Below are 15,157 nucleotides of genomic sequence, written 5' to 3' on the forward strand. Positions count from 1 at the left end.
CCTCAGTTGCCAAACTTGGGAACAGCATGACACCTTGGTTGTCATGAATGCTGCTTCGGATCTCCGCTTCTTCACCTCCTCGGACGGGGACCTCGCATACCGCGACACCGGATCCGGGGACCTCGTGGTGCTGCTCCACTCGGGGTTCGTCGACCACCGTCTGTACGACGCCCAGATCCCGGCCCTGGCCGCCGGTCACCGCGTGATCGCTCCCGACGTGCGCGGCCACGGCTTCTCGGCCAACGCCACGGAGCCCTTCCGCTGGGCGGACGACCTGGCCGGGCTGCTGCGCCACCTGGACGCCGGTCCCGCCGTGCTCGTCGGTCTGTCCATGGGCGGCGGGATCGCCACCGACACCGCCCTCGAATACCCGGAGCTGGTCCGGGCGGTGGTCGCCTGCGGCGCCGCGACCAGCGACTTCGAGTACACCGATCCCTGGTACCGGGAGATCCAGGCGGAATACGCCCGCACCCTGGCGGCGGGCGACCTCGACGGCTGGCTCGCCGCGTTCCTGCGCGTGGTCCCCGGGCCGGCCCGGACGGCGGACGACATCGATCCCGGCATCCTGCGCCGGCTGGGCGAGATGGCCCTCCACACGATGTCCAAGCACAGTCCCGGCGAACCCGTCCTGCACACGCCGATGACCGACACGTGGGCCCGGGTGCCGGAGATCGACGTGCCGGTCCTCGCCGTCAACGGCTCGCTCGAACCGGACGACCTCACCGGCGCTGCCGAGCGGCTGGTCCGCACCGTCCGTGACGGCCGGTCCGTGACCGTCGACGGCGCAGGCCACTACACGAACCTGGAGCGGCCGGCGGAGTTCAACAAGATCCTGCTGGACTTCCTGCGCACCCTCTAACGCCGCGCCAGCTCCGACTTCCGGTACGAGTACGCGAAGTAGATCACCAGACCGACCAGGAACCACACGGCGAACCGCACCCACGTCTGCCACTGCAGGAACGTGATCAGCCAGATCGAGAAGACGATGCCCAGGGCCGGCACGAACGGCATCCACGGGGTGCGGAAGGTGCGCGGCAGGTCCGGCTGCCGGTAGCGCAGCACGATCACCGCCGCGCACACCACCACGAACGCCAGCAGGATGCCGATGTTGGTCAGCTCCGCCGCCTCGCCGATCGGCAGGAAGCCCGCGATCACGGCCGAGGCGACCCCGACGATCCAGGTGACCCGCGTCGGCACGTGCCGCGTCGGGTGGGTCTTGGCGAACCACTTGGGCAGCAGCCCGTCGCGCGACATGGAGAACCACACGCGGGTGACGCCCAGCATGAAGGTGAACATCACCGTGAGGATGCCGATGATGGCGCCCACCGCGATGATGTCGGCCAGCGAACCGAGCCCCACCGACTTGAACGCCGTCGAGAAGCCGCTCTCCGGGTCGATGTCCTTGTAGTTCTGCATGCCGGTCAGCACCAGACAGGCCGCGACGTACAGCACCATCGAGATGATCAGCGAGTAGATGATCGCCTTCGGCATGTGCCGCTGGGCGTCCTTCGACTCCTCGGCCGCCGTCGACATGGCGTCGTAGCCGAAGACCGCAAAGAACACCGTCGCCGCGCCGGTGAACGCCCCGCCGACCCCGAACGGGAAGAACGGGTGGTAGTTCGAGCTGTTGATGTGGAAGACGCCGACCCCGATCACCAGCAGCACCACGAGCACCTTCAGCACGACCACGACCATCTCGAAGCGGGCCGCGTTCTTGATGCCCAGCGTCAGCAGGTACGCGATCAGCAGGCACAGCACGGCCGCGAACAGGTCGACCTTGTGCCCGTCGCCGGTGCCGGGCGCCCCCAGCATCCAGTTCGGCAGGTCGGCGCCCATCTCGCCGACCAGGAAGCTGAAGTAGCCCGAGATGCCGATCGCGACCACCGCCACGATCGCCGTGTACTCCAGGAGCAGGTCCCAGCCGATGAACCAGCCCACCAGCTCGCCCAGGACCGCGTACCCGTAGGTGTAGGCGGAGCCCGCCTTCGGGATCAGCCCGGCGAACTCGGCGTACGACAGGGCGGCCGCCGCGCTCGCCACACCGGCGATGAGGAAGGAGATGAGCACCGCGGGGCCCGCCGTGCCGTTGGCGACCGTGCCGGCCAGCGTGAAGATCCCGGCCCCGATGATGCCGCCGACGCCGATCGCGGTCAGCTGCCACAGCCCCAGCGAGCGGGTCAGGCCGCCGCCGCTCTCCGTCTCCTCGATGTGCTCGATGGGTTTGCGGCGGAGAACACCCTCACCTGCGCGGAACCTGGCCATGCGCCTCACCTCTTTGTGATCGGCAAACGGCTGACGGTGGATCATGATGACGCACGCACGTCCGTGACGGAAGCCACGACGCACAAGGACCACGACGCACACCACCGACGCACAAAGGACCCGAGACGCACACCACCGGCCCGACCGGGGCTACGGCACCACCGTCACCGGCCAGCGTCCCGCCTTCACCAGCCGCACCGCGACCGAGCCGACGAACCGGTGGCCCGCCTGCTCGGAGGCGCCCACCACCACCGCGTCCGCCTTCAGCTCGTCGGCCGTCTGCACCAGACCGCTGTACGGATCGCCGCGGAACGTGTGGAACTCCCAGCGGACGTCGAATATCCCCTTCGCCCGCTCCGTCGCCTCCCGGATGTGGGCGACCAGGTCCTCGGCGATCTCGTCGGTCGTCTCCGCCACCGACGCCCCGAGCGCCGCACCGCCCGCCAGCACCGGCTGCACGTACACCACGGCGAGCAGGGCGCCCTGCCGCCTGGCCAGCCCACCGGCGTAGGCCGCGGCCCGCAGGGAGGAGTCGGAGCCGTCCACACCGACGACGATGACCTTCGGCCCGTCCGTGCCGCGTTCGAACTGATGGGAGTGCTGTTCCGTCACGCGGCGAGGTTATCGGAGACCCGGGTGATCTTGAGCCGGGCGGGTGGTTTCGTGCCGCCGCCCCGGTGTTGCTCAGGTGCGGCACACCGCGACCGGGCGACTGATGAGTCATGAAGAAGGACCAGTTGCTCTCCCGCCGCACCCTGCTCACCGGTGCCGCGGCCCTGGGCGCGGCCGGCGCCGGGGGCGCCCTCTCGGCGGGCCTGGGACACGGACCGTCCCGGCCGCCCGCCCCCGTCCCGGCGCCCGGACCCCCGCAGCGCAGCCCGCTCAAGCCCTCCGCCTACCGCCTCCAGCCGCTGACCGGATACGGCGCCCCACGGGCCGCGCCCGCCCGGCCCCCGGTGCGCAGCGAGCCCATCCTGCGCATGACGGGCCGGGGTCGCACCATGATGCTCACCTTCGACGACGGGCCCCACCCCGAGTACACCCCGCAGATCCTGGACACCCTCGCGAAGCACGAGGTGCGCGCGACGTTCTTCGTGTGCGGGGAGATGGCGGACTACAACCGCGACCTGCTGACCCGGATGGCCGACGAGGGGCACGTGGTCGGCAACCACACCTGGTCCCACCCGCTGCTGACGAAGCTCTCCCGGCGCCGCATCCGCTCCGAGATGGAGCGCACCAGCGAGGTCGTCGAGCAGGCCTGCGGCGAGGCGCCGCGCTGGTTCCGGGCCCCCTACGGCGCCTGGAACCGCGCCGCCTTCCAGCTGGGCGCGGAACTCGGCATGGAGCCGCTCGCCTGGACCGTGGACACCCTGGACTGGACGACACCCGGCACCGGCACCATCGTCGACCGGGTCGAGGAAGGCGCGGCCCCCGGTGTCGTGGTGCTCTCGCACGACGCCGGGGGCGACCGTTCGCAGAGTGTCCGCGCCCTGCGGCGCTACCTGCCGGAACTGCTCGACTCCGGGTACCACCTCACCGTTCCCCGGCGGCGCCTGATCTGACCGCCGCCGCGCCCGCCGGGCCGGGGCACGCTCAGCGGACCTCGGCCAGGCGGGCGAAGGCGACGACGTTGCCGTCGTAGCCGTTCTGCTTGGTGAAACCGCCGCCGCAGGTGATGACCCGCAGTTCCGCGCTTCCCTTGGAGCCGTAGACCCGGTCGCCGGGGAAGTTGTTCTTCTCGAAGACCTCGATGCCGTAGATCTCGAAGACCGCCGTCTTTCCGTCCTGGCGGTGCACTTCCACCTTGTTCCCCTTCTTGAGGGCGCCGAGCCCGTAGAAGACGGCGGGGCCCTGCTCGTTGTCGACATGGCCGACCACGACCGCGGTGCCCTTCTCCCCCGGGGACACCGCACCGGTGAACCAGCCGGCCAGGTTCGGGTCCTCGGGGGGCGGCGCGTCGACCCAGCCGTCCGCGTCGAGGCCGACCCCCATGACCGGGGCGTCGACCTGGATGGCGGGGACGGACACCCGGTCGGGCACCGAGTACGGCAGCGGCGTGACGCCGGAGGCGGCGCCGTCGTCGGCGGCCGCGCGGGTGTCCGAGGCAGCGGCCGACGCGGGCTGCGGGGGGCCCACGTCGAACTCACCGGAGCCGTTGCGGATGAGCGCGAGACCGGTCAGCAGAACAAGCGCTATCACGCCCCAGGGAGCGCGCTTCCTCCGCCGCTCCTCCTCTTCGGCCAACTCGGAGTCGTACATTCTCCATCCCCTCTCGACCCGGCCGTCGCCGGATCATCCGCGCATACGAGCACGCTAAGCGCCGTGCGGGACACCGGCGACGGGGCGGCGGCGAACGGGTGGTGCGCGCGGTCCCGGGTGCGCCATCCGGGAGGCGGCCGGCGGAGATTTTCTGACGGTGTGTGACCTGCGGCGATATCCGCTCGCGCGGTTTCCGCCCGGCACCCCCCTCACCAGGACGGACCATCGTCGAAATGCGGCTGCGAGCAGGGCAACTGAGGGTCTTTCTGGGAGGCGCTTTCTCGCCGATCGACCGGGGACGGGACCCGGGGCGTCTTCCGCGGAGGATCACATGCGCAACACTCGTGCCCTCGCGGCAGCCGGCGCCGCCGTCGCTGTCCTCGGACTGGCCGCCCCCGCGGCCACCGCGGGAGGCGACCACAACCAGCCGAGCAACATCGTCGCCCTGCCCAGCGTGATCGCCCGCGGCGGCCAGATGACCGTCACGGTCGACGGCTGCCCCCAGGGCGGCACCATGACCTCGGACGCCTTCCGGACCACCCACCTGACCCCGGTCAGGGGAGCCAACGAGACGTCCAGGGGCACCGCCACCATCAAGCAGGACGCCAGGCCGGGCTCGTACGACATCACCGTCAACTGCTCCGGCCGGCGGCTGACCCGGCCGGCGGCCTTCACCGTCATCGGCGGTGTCCGCGGCGGCCTCGGCGGCAGCAGCACCAGCGGGGCGACCGCGACCGACATCGCGATCGGCGGCGGGCTCGTCGCCGCGGCCGTCGCCGGTGGCGGTCTGTTCTGGATGCGCCGCCGGTCCGAGCGGCGGATCTGAGCGGCCCCGACCGGAGCACGACCGCAGCACTGCGCCCCGGACCCTCCTCGGGATCCGGGGCGAAGTGCTGCGCCGGGGGCGCCGCACTCGGAAAAAGGCGGGATCAGGCGCGGTCCTCGCCGCGGCGGCGGGAGAGGTGGTACGCGGCGCCGACGGCCCCCGCGACGAGCGCCGCGCCGAGCCCGAGCTGCTTCAGGTCGAGACCGGCGATGCTGCCGCCCTCACCGGCGTGCACGCCCTTGTCGTGCCAGGGCTCGTCGGACGGGTGGTGCGAGCCGCCGCCGGCGATGGTCAGGTCCACCGTGCCGGTCTTGTCCCGGCAGGCGAACGTCACCTGGTAGACCGCCCCGCGCCGGGCGTCCCGGTCGACCCGCGCCGTCGCCGAGGACTCGTCCCGGGGGATGGTGACCGTGTCGAAGACCGGCGAGGTCACCGTGACCCGCCCGTGGCAGCCCGCGGCGGTACGGCCCACCCCCAGCGTGACCTCGCCGCCGGGCGCCACGGTGGCGGGGCTGACGGTGAAGCCGAACGTGTTCGAGCCCACGGCCCCGGCCGGTACACAGGCGGAGAGGGCGACGCCGCCCAGCAGTGCGACCGAGGCGACGGGTATCGCGCGCATGGTGAATCCTCCGGGTCCCCGAGGAGCAGCGGCGGACCTGTTCCGCTCGCGCCAGGAATGCACCTCGATGTCCGAAACGCTAGGAAGCCGTGCACGTCACCGCGATCGCAGTCGCGCGAATGGGGCAAGAGTGTGGGCCGCACAGGGGACGGTGACGGCGTGTCGGCCGTCACCGCCCCCGGTGTCGTGTCAGTGCCGGGTCAGTCCCCGGCGCCGGGGAAGAGGCTCAGGAACGGGTCGGTCGACGCCGCCACGCCCCGGCTGAAGGGCGCGTCGAAGTCCCAGATCAGGAAGAGCAGGAAGGCGATCAGCGCGGAGAACAGACCCGCGAGGACCAGTTCGCGGGTGGTGCGCCGGATCTGCAGGGCGAAGACCATCCCGATGGTGATGACGGCCCCCGCGATCAGCCCGAACCACACCACCCCCGGCATGGTCGCCCCGGTCGACTGAGCCCTGGAGTTGCGCGCCTGGTCCGCGAGGGCCACCTGGTCGACGAGGGGCTGGTACGCCTGCGCCTCGAAGTCCGACCTCGGCTCGTAGTCGGTGACGTCGGCGCGGACCCGGTCGAGCAGTTCGGTGCCGCGCTCGGTCACCTCCCCGTGGTCGGCCATCGCCTTCCACTCGGTGGTGACGACGTGTCCGACATAGGCGTTGACATCCTCCCGGATGCGGTCACGGACGTCGGGCGGGTAGACCCGGGCCCGTTCCGAGATCTCGTGCAGCGCGACGGCCTCGGTCTGCACGTCGGCCTGGGCCGCGCTGCGCGCCTCCCAGACACCGGCGATGGCCAGGCCCAGGACGATGGCGTACACCACGCCGATCCACATCGTCATGTACTCGATGACATCCGGGGTCTCGGTGATGTCCTCGTCGTCGGACGCGGCGCGGTGCCGCAGGAGGGTGACGATGACGACCACGACACAGGCGGCCAGCATCGCGAGGGTGAGAACAAGCCATTCCGGCAAGAGAGGCCTCCAGGATCAGCGGGCACGGAGCGCGGCGACGGCGACCACCGCGGGCACCGTGATGAGCAGGACGAAGACGAGCGGCGACGTGGCCCCGCGCGAGGACCGCTGCGGTGCCCGGGCGGCGCGGTGGCGCGGGTAGTGCACCGGGCTGAGCGACGGACGGGGCGTGGGCCGGTGCGTGACGGGGGGAACGGGCGCGGGAACCGCCGGACGGACCGGCGGCACGGTGGGAGCGGGCGTCCGCGTCGGGCTCGGCTCGGGAGCCGGCCGCGGCGGCGCCGGCCGCGGGGCGGGAGGCGGCGGCTCGGGCTCCGGCGCCGGTGGCTTCGGCGACGGAGGTTTCGGGGCGGGCGGGGGAGTGGGCTCGGGCGGAGGAGGGGGAGGGGGCGGGGGCGTCGGAGTGGGGGTCGGCGTCGGGGTGGGCCTGGGACAGGGCGGGAAGGTGGGCCAGGTGGAAACGCTCCCGGCGACCGCCACCGCGTCGGTGCCCTCCGGCCCCGTCGACGCGTACGCACAGGCGTCGGCCTGCGCCGCGCCGACCGGTATGCCGACGAGGGTGAACGTCAGCGTCACCAGGGCCAACACCCGTCCGGCAGCGGCGGATCGGGTCGGTTCGGGTCCATGCACGACGCAGATCATGAAGCCTGGCGCACCGTCCCACGCCCGAGTGCCCGGCGATTGCCCCGAAGGAGGGACACGGCCCCACCAGGGATTTGACAACGGCGGATCCGCCCGCCCGAGAAAACCCGCGACCGGTTGAACACAACCGGCTCCCCCGTGCGTACCCAGTGTCGTGCGGCGGCCCAGCAGGGCGCCCCAACACCTTCGTGACGATCGGGGATTGACGATGAAGACCTCCTGGCGGAGCGCCTCACTCGCGGCGGGCGCCGCGGCGCTGCTGGCGCTGACGACGGCGTGCGGCCAGGACGGCGGCGGCGCCACCGGCAGTCAGAACGTGGGCGCGACGGCCGCGCCCGGCGACGTCGGCGACCTCGGCACCGGCGCCGGGGACGGACTCGGCACCGGCGCGGGCGCCGGGCAGCCCTCGGCGAGCGCGCCGGAGCCCGCGGGCAAGCTGTCCGTCTCGACGAACGCCGAGATCGGCGACCTGGTGACCGACGGCGCCGGACGTACCCTCTACCGCTTCGACGCCGACACCGCCGAGCCGCCCAAGACGACCTGCGAGAACGACTGCGCCACCACGTGGCCGCCGGTGGCCGCCGACGACGCCCTCGCCGGCGAGGGCATCGACAAGGACCTGCTCGGCGAGGTCACCCGGCCCGACGGCACCAAGCAGCTGACCATCGGCGGCTGGCCCGCGTACCGCTACGCCAAGGACACCGCCGCCGGGGACGTCAACGGCCAGGGCGTCGGCAAGAAGTGGTACGCGCTGGCGGCGGACGGCAAGAAGGCCCAGGCCGCGCCGGCCGCCGGGCTGTCCACCCGCGAGGACCCGGAACTGGGCGAGATCGTCGTCGACAAGAACGGCATGACCGTCTACCGCTTCATGAAGGACGAGGCCTGGCCGAAGCCGGTCTCGGCCTGCACCGGAGCGTGCCTGGAGAAGTGGCCGGTCGTGGCGCCCGTCGAGGCGAACGACACCAAGGGCGTGGAGAAGAAGGGACTGATGAGCTTCACCCGGCCCGACGGCGCCGCCCAGCAGACGATCGACTGCTGGCCCATCTACACCTTCGCCGGCGACAAGAAGGCCGGGGACACCAACGGTCAGGGCGTGGGCGGCACGTGGTACGCCGTCAAGCCCGACGGAAAGCCGGTCGGCGCGCCGAAGAAGTAGCGACCTCCCGCCTGCCGGTCTTCGGCGCCCGGCCACGGGCCGTCCCCTCCGTACCCAGACGGAGGGGACGGCCCCGTTCGTGTGCTTTGGCACGCCTTCGCCCACGGCACGTGCCGCGGGCAGTGACCGGGAACGGACGGTCAATTTCCGGTTGGGCTCGCTCCTTTGGCGGGCGATCAGTAGCCTCAGCTCGAACACCGGATCGCCTATGCCTTGGAGAGCTAGATGGAGCGTCCCGCCTGGGCCCCTCGCAGCATCGACATCTCGGTGCCCAGCGTGTCCCGGATCTACGACTTCTACCTGGGCGGTTCGCACAACTTCGAGGTCGACCGGGAAGCGGCCCGCAGGGCCATGGAGTTCATGCCGGGACTTCCCAAGATCATGCAGGCGAACCGGGCGTTCATGCGCCGGGCCGTGCGCTTCGCCGCCGACCAGGGCATCGACCAGTTCCTCGACATCGGCTCCGGCATCCCCACCTTCGGCAACGTCCACGAGGTGGCCGGACGGGACCGTCCCGGCGCCCGCGTGGTGTACGTCGACCACGACCCGGTCGCGGTCGCGCACAGCGAGGCCGTCCTGGCGGGCCACGACGACGCGGACGTCGTGGCCGGCGACCTGCTCAAGCCGCGGGAGATCCTGGCCAGTCCTCAGGTGGAGCGGCTGATCGACCTGAACCGGCCGGTCGCCCTGCTGCTGGTTGCCATACTGCACTTCGTGGAAGACGAGGACGACCCGTACGCCGCGGTGGCCGAGTTGCGCGACGCGCTCGCGCCCGGCAGCCTGCTCGTCCTCACGCACGCCTCGTACGAGGGAATCCCGCTGCCCGCCGAGCGGGCCGGGGGCGCGGTGGACGTGTACAAGGACATCCGCAATCCGCTGATCATGCGTTCGCGCGACGACATCGCGCGGTTCTTCGAGGGGTACGACATGGTGGAACCCGGACTGGTTCCGATGCCGCGCTGGCGGCCGGAGGGGGAGCCGGAGGAAGAGGACCCGTACGCGTTCTCCGGATTCGCCGGCGTGGGGCGTACGGCGTGAGCGCGGAGCCGGACGGGCCGGAGGACAGGCTGCGCCGGTTCGCGACGATCTGGAGCCGGGCGGTGTTCCCGGTGACCTCGACGTCGTCCACCCGGCCCGAGTTCGAGGCGCACCTGCTGCCGCTGGCCCGCCGGCTGAGCGAGGTGCTGCGCGCCCGCGGCTTCGACGCCGAAGAGGCCAGGGCGGTCGGCGCGGCGCTCGTCGACGCGCACTGCACCGACCCGGAGGCGCTCTCCCGGACGCTGGACTGCGTCGACGCCTACCTGGTGCTCTACTGCGGCGAGGACGGCGACCCGGAGGACCTGCGGGCCCGCTCAGCACGGCTCCAGCACGCGATGGCGGCCGGGTTCGCCGGGGCGCTGCGGGCCCGGACCCTCGCCGAGCAGGAGGCCATCGCCCAGGCCGCGCTCAAGGCGCAGGGCGTGGTGGCCGAGGCACTGCACGCCAGCGAGGCGCGCTTCCGCGCGGTCTTCGAGGGCGCCGCCATAGGCATCGGCATCGCCGACCTGGACGGCAACGTCCTCCAGGTCAACGACGCGTTGATGCGGATGTTCGGCATCGCCGACCCCACGCTGGGCGGCCGCCGGGCGACGGAGTGGACGCACCCCGACGACGCGCCGCAGACCTGGCGGCTCTACGAGGAGCTGGTGCGCGGCGAGCGCGAGCACTACCACGTGGAGAAGGCCTTCTACCGGCCCGACGGGACGGTGCTGTGGACCAACCTCACCGTCTCCCTGCTGCGCGACGCCGACGGCACCCCGCAGTACCAGCTCGCCCTGATGGAGGACACCACCGAGCGGCGGCTGCTCAACCTGCGGCTGCGCTACGAGGCCACCCACGACGCGCTCACCGGCCTGCCCAACCGCAGCTTCTTCTTCGAACGCCTGGAGAAGGCCCTGAACGCGGGCCCCGGCCAGCGCTTCGGCCTGTGCTACCTCGACCTCGACGGCTTCAAGACCGTCAACGACAGCCTCGGCCACGCGGCCGGCGACCGGCTGCTCGTCGAGGTCGCCGACCGGCTCCAGGCCTGCGCCACCGCGCCCGGCGAGATGGTCGCGAGGCTCGGCGGCGACGAGTTCGTGGCGCTGACCACCGGGCCCGACACCCGCCGCGAGGTCGACGAACTGGCCGGGCGCATCATGAACGCGCTGCTCGCCCCGGTCAGCGTCGACGGCCGCGAACTGACCGTGCGCGGCAGCATCGGTGTCGTCGAGGGCCCGGCTGGCGAGCGCAGTCCGGCGGAGGTGCTGCGCAGCGCGGACATCACCATGTACCGGGCCAAGTCGGCGGGCGGCAACCGCTTCGAGCTGGCCGACCCGGAGGCCGACGCCCGCGTCATCACCCGGCACGGGCTGACCACCGCGCTGCCCGCCGCCCTGGAGCGCGGCGAGTTCTTCATCGAGTACCAGCCGCTGGTCCACCTCGGCGACGGCAGTGTGCGCGGCGCCGAGGCGCTGGTGCGCTGGCTGCACCCGCAGCACGGGGTGCTCGGACCCGACCGCTTCATCCCGCTCGCCGAACACACCGGCCTGATCGTGCCGCTGGGCCGCTGGGTCCTGGAGCAGTCCGTACGGCAGGCCCGCGTCTGGCGGGAGCGGTACGGCCAGGGCGGCGCCGCGGGCCCGCTGCGGATCAACGTCAACCTCTCGCCCTGCCAGCTCACCCACCCGGGGCTGGTCCAGGACACCGTGGAGATCCTGGAGCGGACCGGCGTCACGCCGGACGCGCTGTGCCTGGAGGTCACCGAGTCCGCGCTGATCGGCGCGGATGACGACCTGCTGAAGCCGCTGCGCCGGCTGGCCGAGATGGGCGTCGACATCGCCCTGGACGACTTCGGCACCGGCTACTCCAACCTGGCCAACCTGCGCCGGCTGCCGGTGAGCGTCCTCAAGCTGGACCGCTCGTTCACCCAGAGCATGCAGCGCTTCCCGGCGGACCCCGTCGACCTGAAGATCGTCGAGGGGATCGTCGCCCTCGCCCACAGCCTGGACCTCGCGGTCACCGTGGAGGGCGTGGAGACCGGCGCCCAGGCCGAGCAGCTGCGCATACTCGGCTGCGACACGGCCCAGGGCTGGTACTACGCCCGCCCGGGCCCGCCGGAGCGGCTGCACGACCTCGCCCTGGTGGACGCCACGGGCTGACCCCGGCCGCCGCCCGGGCCGGGTGAGCCGCGGTCGCGGATACGCCGCGGCCCGGTTCGGACCCGGTGGCGGGCGAGTGCGGGGCGCGGGTGGTGCTCGCCGCCGGATCGGGCGCGGTGAGGGAGCCGGGCGGGGGTGTCGTCCGGCTTGCGTCGTGTTGCGGGCGGCTTCGGCGGTCCGGGGCGCCGCGCGGAGGAGGTGGGCAGTGGCCGTAGGGGCGTGGCTGCCGGGCGGGGCCGGGTGACTGCGGTCGCGGGTGCGGCCCGGCTCGGACCCGGTGGTGGGCGCGGGCGGGGCACGGTTGCTGGATGGGGCGCGGGGTGGGGGTGCCGGGCGGGGTGCTGTCCGGCTCACGCCCCGTCGCGGGCGGCTTCGGCGGCCTCGGTCGCCGCGCGGACCAGGGCCGCGGTCGCCGTCGAACGCGACTGCCGGGGCCAGGCGAGGGACAGGACGACCGGCGGCGCGTCCAGGACCGGGCGGTAGGCGACGCCGGGGCGCGGGTAGCGGGCGGTCACCGAGGCGGGCAGCAGGGTGACGACCTTCCCGAGGGAGACGGCCGTGAGCACCTGGGCCAGGTCGTCGTGGCCGCGCCGGGCGTCGTCGATGTGCCGCGCCACACTGCCCGCGTCGAGGCCGAGGTCGGCCAGCTCCAGCCGGTCGCGGTCCGCGAGCGGGTGGTCCGCGGCCAGCACGGCGACGCGCGGTTCGGCGGCCAGCGTCTCCGTGTCGAGACCGGTCGCGTCGAACGGCGCGTGGACCAGGGCGACGTCCGCCTCACCGGCGCGCAGCAGCCGCGGCTGTTCCTGCCACCCGCACAGCCGGACGGCGACCGGCACGGACCCGGGCTCCGACGCGTAGCGGGCGAGGATCGGTTCCAGCAGTCCCGCGTCCCCGTCGGCCTTCACGGCCAGCACCAGCTTCGGACCCTCGGCCGCCCGTCTGGCCCGACGCCCGGCGGCCTCCAGCGCGTCCAGCGCGACCCGCGCCTCGGCGAGCAGCACGTCCCCCGCCGGGGTCCGGGTGACCTTGTGGGTGGTCCGCTCGAACAGGGTGACGCCCAGCTCCGCCTCCAGCCGCCGGATCGCCCGGGACAGGGGAGGCGGGGAGATGCCCAGCCGCTCGGCGGCCCGCGCGAAGTTCAGCTCCTCGGCGACCGCGACGAAGTAGCGCAGGGACCGCGACTCCATGGCCCGCCTCCCTCCGGTGACGCCTGGTATTGCCCTCAGGGTAACAAGCGGGACCCGACCGATCCTTCAGTTCCGGCCGCCCGGCGAACAGGATGGGAGTGCGCCGGAGAGCGGACGGCAGCAGTCTCCCCGCCCGGCGCGCACCCACTCTCTTCTCCCTCCCCGAACCGGAGTTGTGCTCGTGATCGTCATCACCACCCCGACCGGCGGCATCGGCCGACAGGTCCTCGACGACGTCCTGGACCTCCTCGACGCCCAGGGCGCCCGGACCACGGTCCGGGTGATCGCCCGCGACCCCGGCCGGCTCACCGACCGGGCCCGGGAGCGGGCCGAGGTGTTCCAGGGCTCGCACGCCGACCCCGAGGTGCTGGGCGCCGCCTGCGAAGGTGCCGGCCAGGTGTTCTGGCTGGTGCCGCCCGCACCCGGCGCCGACAGCGTCGAGGGCCACTTCCGCGACTTCACGCGGTCGCTGTGCGAGGTGGTCGCGCGGCAGGGCGTCGCCCGGGTCGTCGCCGTCTCCACCCTGGGACGCGGCGTGGCGAAGGACGCCGGACCGATCTCCGCCTCGCTCGCCATGGACGACCGGATCGCCGCCACGGGCGTGCACTACCGGGCCCTGTGCCCGCCCTTCCTGATGGAGAACCTGCTCGGGCAGGCCGCCGCCCTGCGCGAGACGGGCGAGTTCCGCATGGCCTGCGCCCCCGACCGCGTCCTGCGGACCTGCGCCACCGCCGACATCGCCGCCACGGCCGCCCGCCTGCTCCTCGACGACTCCTGGACCGGCCGCGCCGACGTCCCGCTAGTCGGCCCCGACGACCTCACCCCGGAAGGCATGGCCGAGGTGCTGTCCGACGTACTGGGCCGTCCGGTACGCGTGCTGGAGACGACGCCCGAGGCGTACCGGGCGTCCGCCCTCCGCTTCGGGGCGAGCGAAGCGGGCGCCCAGGGCCTGGCCGACATGGCCGCGGCGATGGACGCCCAGGGCTTCTACGGCGCGGTCCAGCCGAGCACGCCGGACACCGCGCCCACGAGCTTCCGCCGCTGGTGCGAGGAGACCCTCCGGCCGGCCGCGCTCGCCTGACGGCGGCTGCGGGCCACGGAACCGGGCGCCCTCACCGCTCCAGCAGCATCCGCTGCAGCTCCCGCGCAGCCCGCGGCGGAGCCACGTCGCTGCGGTGGGCCAGGGCGATGGTCCGGTGCAGACCGGGCCGGGCCAGCGGGGTCACCCGCAGTCCGCGCCCGGAACGGGCGGCCACCATCCGCGGCACGACCGCCATGCCGAGCCCGGCCCGCACGAAGCCCAGCACCGCGTCCATCTCCCCGCCCTCCACGGCGAAGTCCGGCTCGAACCCGGCCGAGCGGCACGCGGCCACGGTCAGCTCCCGCAGGTCGTAGCCGTGCCGGAACATCACCAGCCGCTCGCCCTCCAGGTCGGTGATGCGCACGGCGCGGCGCCCGCCGCCCGGCCGGGGCGACTCCGGGGACGACACCACCACCAGGTCCTCCCGCAGCAGCTCCACCGTGGTCAGCGCCGGAGAGGCGGTGGGCAGCGGCAGCACGACCAGGGCGAGGTCGAGCGCGCCGCGCGCCAGCTCCCGCACCAGGTCGTGCGAGCCGCCCTCCTCGATCAGCAGCTGGATGCCGGGATAGCGGTCGTGGAAGGCGCGCAGCACGTCGGGGAGCAGGCCGGTGCACAGGCTCGGGGTGGCGCCCAGCCGGACCCGGCCCCGGCGCAGCTGCGCCAGCTCCAGCACCTCGTGCCGGGCGGTGTCCGCGTCGGCCAGGATGCGCCGGGCCAGCGGCAGCAGCGCCTCCCCGGCGTCGGTGAGGGTGATGTTCCCGCGCGCCCGCAGGAACAGGTCGGCGCCCAGCTCCCGCTCCAGCGCCTTGATCTGCTGCGACAGCGAGGGCTGCGCCACGTGGACCGCCTCGGCGGCCCGGGTGAAGTGCCGGGTCTCGGCGACCGCCACGAAGTACTGGAGCTGTTGCAACTGCATACCGCGAGCATACGTGAGCGATAGGCAGCGCCTATGGAAACGAGGCATTCCATGTCTTGGACCGA

At 73.1% G+C, this 15,157-nt stretch carries 15 protein-coding genes; 7 read left to right on the forward strand and 8 right to left on the reverse strand.

Annotation, left to right across the window (positions count from 1 at the left end):
• Positions 1–43: 43 nt before the first annotated feature.
• Positions 44–859, forward strand: coding sequence for an alpha/beta fold hydrolase (locus K7854_RS20005; RefSeq protein ID WP_226027912.1), 816 nt, complete (start codon positions 44–46; stop codon positions 857–859).
• Here K7854_RS20005 and K7854_RS20010 read toward each other — a convergent pair.
• The gene (locus K7854_RS20010; protein ID WP_226027913.1) at positions 856–2,262 is read right to left on the reverse strand and encodes an amino acid permease; all 1,407 of its coding nucleotides are present in this window, start codon (positions 2,260–2,262) and stop codon (positions 856–858) included. The two genes, K7854_RS20005 and K7854_RS20010, sit on opposite strands and share 4 nt — an antisense overlap.
• Positions 2,263–2,412: 150 nt before the next feature.
• Entirely contained in the window at positions 2,413–2,874 is a 462-nt protein-coding gene (locus K7854_RS20015) for a universal stress protein (protein WP_226027914.1), read from the reverse strand.
• 110 nt (positions 2,875–2,984) lie between these two features.
• On the opposite strand from K7854_RS20015, the gene K7854_RS20020 reads away from it, so the two are divergent.
• Positions 2,985–3,824: a polysaccharide deacetylase family protein gene (locus K7854_RS20020; RefSeq protein ID WP_226027915.1), complete on the forward strand. Its 840-nt coding sequence runs from the start codon at positions 2,985–2,987 to the stop codon at positions 3,822–3,824.
• A 31-nt stretch (positions 3,825–3,855) separates the two neighbouring features.
• On the opposite strand, the gene K7854_RS20025 is transcribed toward K7854_RS20020, so the two are convergent.
• The gene (locus K7854_RS20025; protein ID WP_226027916.1) at positions 3,856–4,521 is read right to left on the reverse strand and encodes a class F sortase; all 666 of its coding nucleotides are present in this window, start codon (positions 4,519–4,521) and stop codon (positions 3,856–3,858) included.
• 331 nt (positions 4,522–4,852) lie between these two features.
• On the opposite strand from K7854_RS20025, the gene K7854_RS20030 reads away from it, so the two are divergent.
• A complete protein-coding gene (locus K7854_RS20030; protein WP_226027917.1) occupies positions 4,853–5,347 on the forward strand; it encodes a hypothetical protein in 495 nt (164 codons plus the stop codon).
• Between the two features lie 103 nt (positions 5,348–5,450).
• On the opposite strand, the gene K7854_RS20035 is transcribed toward K7854_RS20030, so the two are convergent.
• The 3 genes from K7854_RS20035 to K7854_RS37515 all read right to left on the reverse strand — a co-directional run bounded on the left by K7854_RS20035 (position 5,451) and on the right by K7854_RS37515 (position 7,078).
• Positions 5,451–5,966 carry a hypothetical protein gene (locus K7854_RS20035; protein WP_226027918.1) on the reverse strand — a complete coding sequence of 172 codons (516 nt, stop codon included), beginning with the start codon at positions 5,964–5,966 and terminating at the stop codon, positions 5,451–5,453.
• Positions 5,967–6,166: 200 nt separating this feature from the next.
• Complete coding sequence (locus tag K7854_RS20040; protein WP_226027919.1) at positions 6,167–6,931, reverse strand: bestrophin-like domain; 765 nt, start codon at positions 6,929–6,931, stop codon at positions 6,167–6,169.
• Between the two features lie 15 nt (positions 6,932–6,946).
• Positions 6,947–7,078, reverse strand: coding sequence for a hypothetical protein (locus K7854_RS37515; RefSeq protein ID WP_264087481.1), 132 nt, complete (start codon positions 7,076–7,078; stop codon positions 6,947–6,949).
• Positions 7,079–7,781: 703 nt separating this feature from the next.
• Between K7854_RS37515 and K7854_RS20045 the strand changes: the two genes are divergently transcribed.
• The 3 genes from K7854_RS20045 (at position 7,782) to rmdA (ending at position 11,908) form a co-directional block, all read left to right on the forward strand.
• A complete protein-coding gene (locus K7854_RS20045) occupies positions 7,782–8,729 on the forward strand; it encodes an SCO0930 family lipoprotein (RefSeq protein ID WP_226027944.1) in 948 nt (315 codons plus the stop codon).
• Positions 8,730–8,954: 225 nt separating this feature from the next.
• Entirely contained in the window at positions 8,955–9,767 is an 813-nt protein-coding gene (locus K7854_RS20050; RefSeq protein ID WP_226027920.1) for an SAM-dependent methyltransferase, read from the forward strand.
• Complete coding sequence (gene rmdA, locus K7854_RS20055) at positions 9,764–11,908, forward strand: cyclic Di-GMP phosphodiesterase RmdA (protein WP_226027921.1); 2,145 nt, start codon at positions 9,764–9,766, stop codon at positions 11,906–11,908. Before K7854_RS20050 ends, rmdA begins: the two co-directional genes overlap by 4 nt.
• 350 nt (positions 11,909–12,258) lie before the next feature.
• Here the strand turns inward: rmdA and K7854_RS20060 are convergent, their stop codons facing one another.
• A complete protein-coding gene (locus K7854_RS20060; protein ID WP_226027922.1) occupies positions 12,259–13,095 on the reverse strand; it encodes a LysR family transcriptional regulator in 837 nt (278 codons plus the stop codon).
• A gap of 181 nt (positions 13,096–13,276) precedes the next feature.
• On the opposite strand from K7854_RS20060, the gene K7854_RS20065 reads away from it, so the two are divergent.
• Positions 13,277–14,176, forward strand: coding sequence for an NAD(P)H-binding protein (locus tag K7854_RS20065; RefSeq protein ID WP_226027923.1), 900 nt, complete (start codon positions 13,277–13,279; stop codon positions 14,174–14,176).
• Positions 14,177–14,207: 31 nt separating this feature from the next.
• Here the strand turns inward: K7854_RS20065 and K7854_RS20070 are convergent, their stop codons facing one another.
• Positions 14,208–15,092, reverse strand: a complete 885-nt coding sequence (locus K7854_RS20070; protein ID WP_226027924.1) for a LysR family transcriptional regulator — start codon at positions 15,090–15,092, stop codon at positions 14,208–14,210.
• Positions 15,093–15,157 lie beyond the last annotated feature (65 nt).

The organism is Streptomyces hyderabadensis (assembly GCF_020404845.1).
Lineage (GTDB): Bacteria > Actinomycetota > Actinomycetes > Streptomycetales > Streptomycetaceae > Streptomyces > Streptomyces hyderabadensis.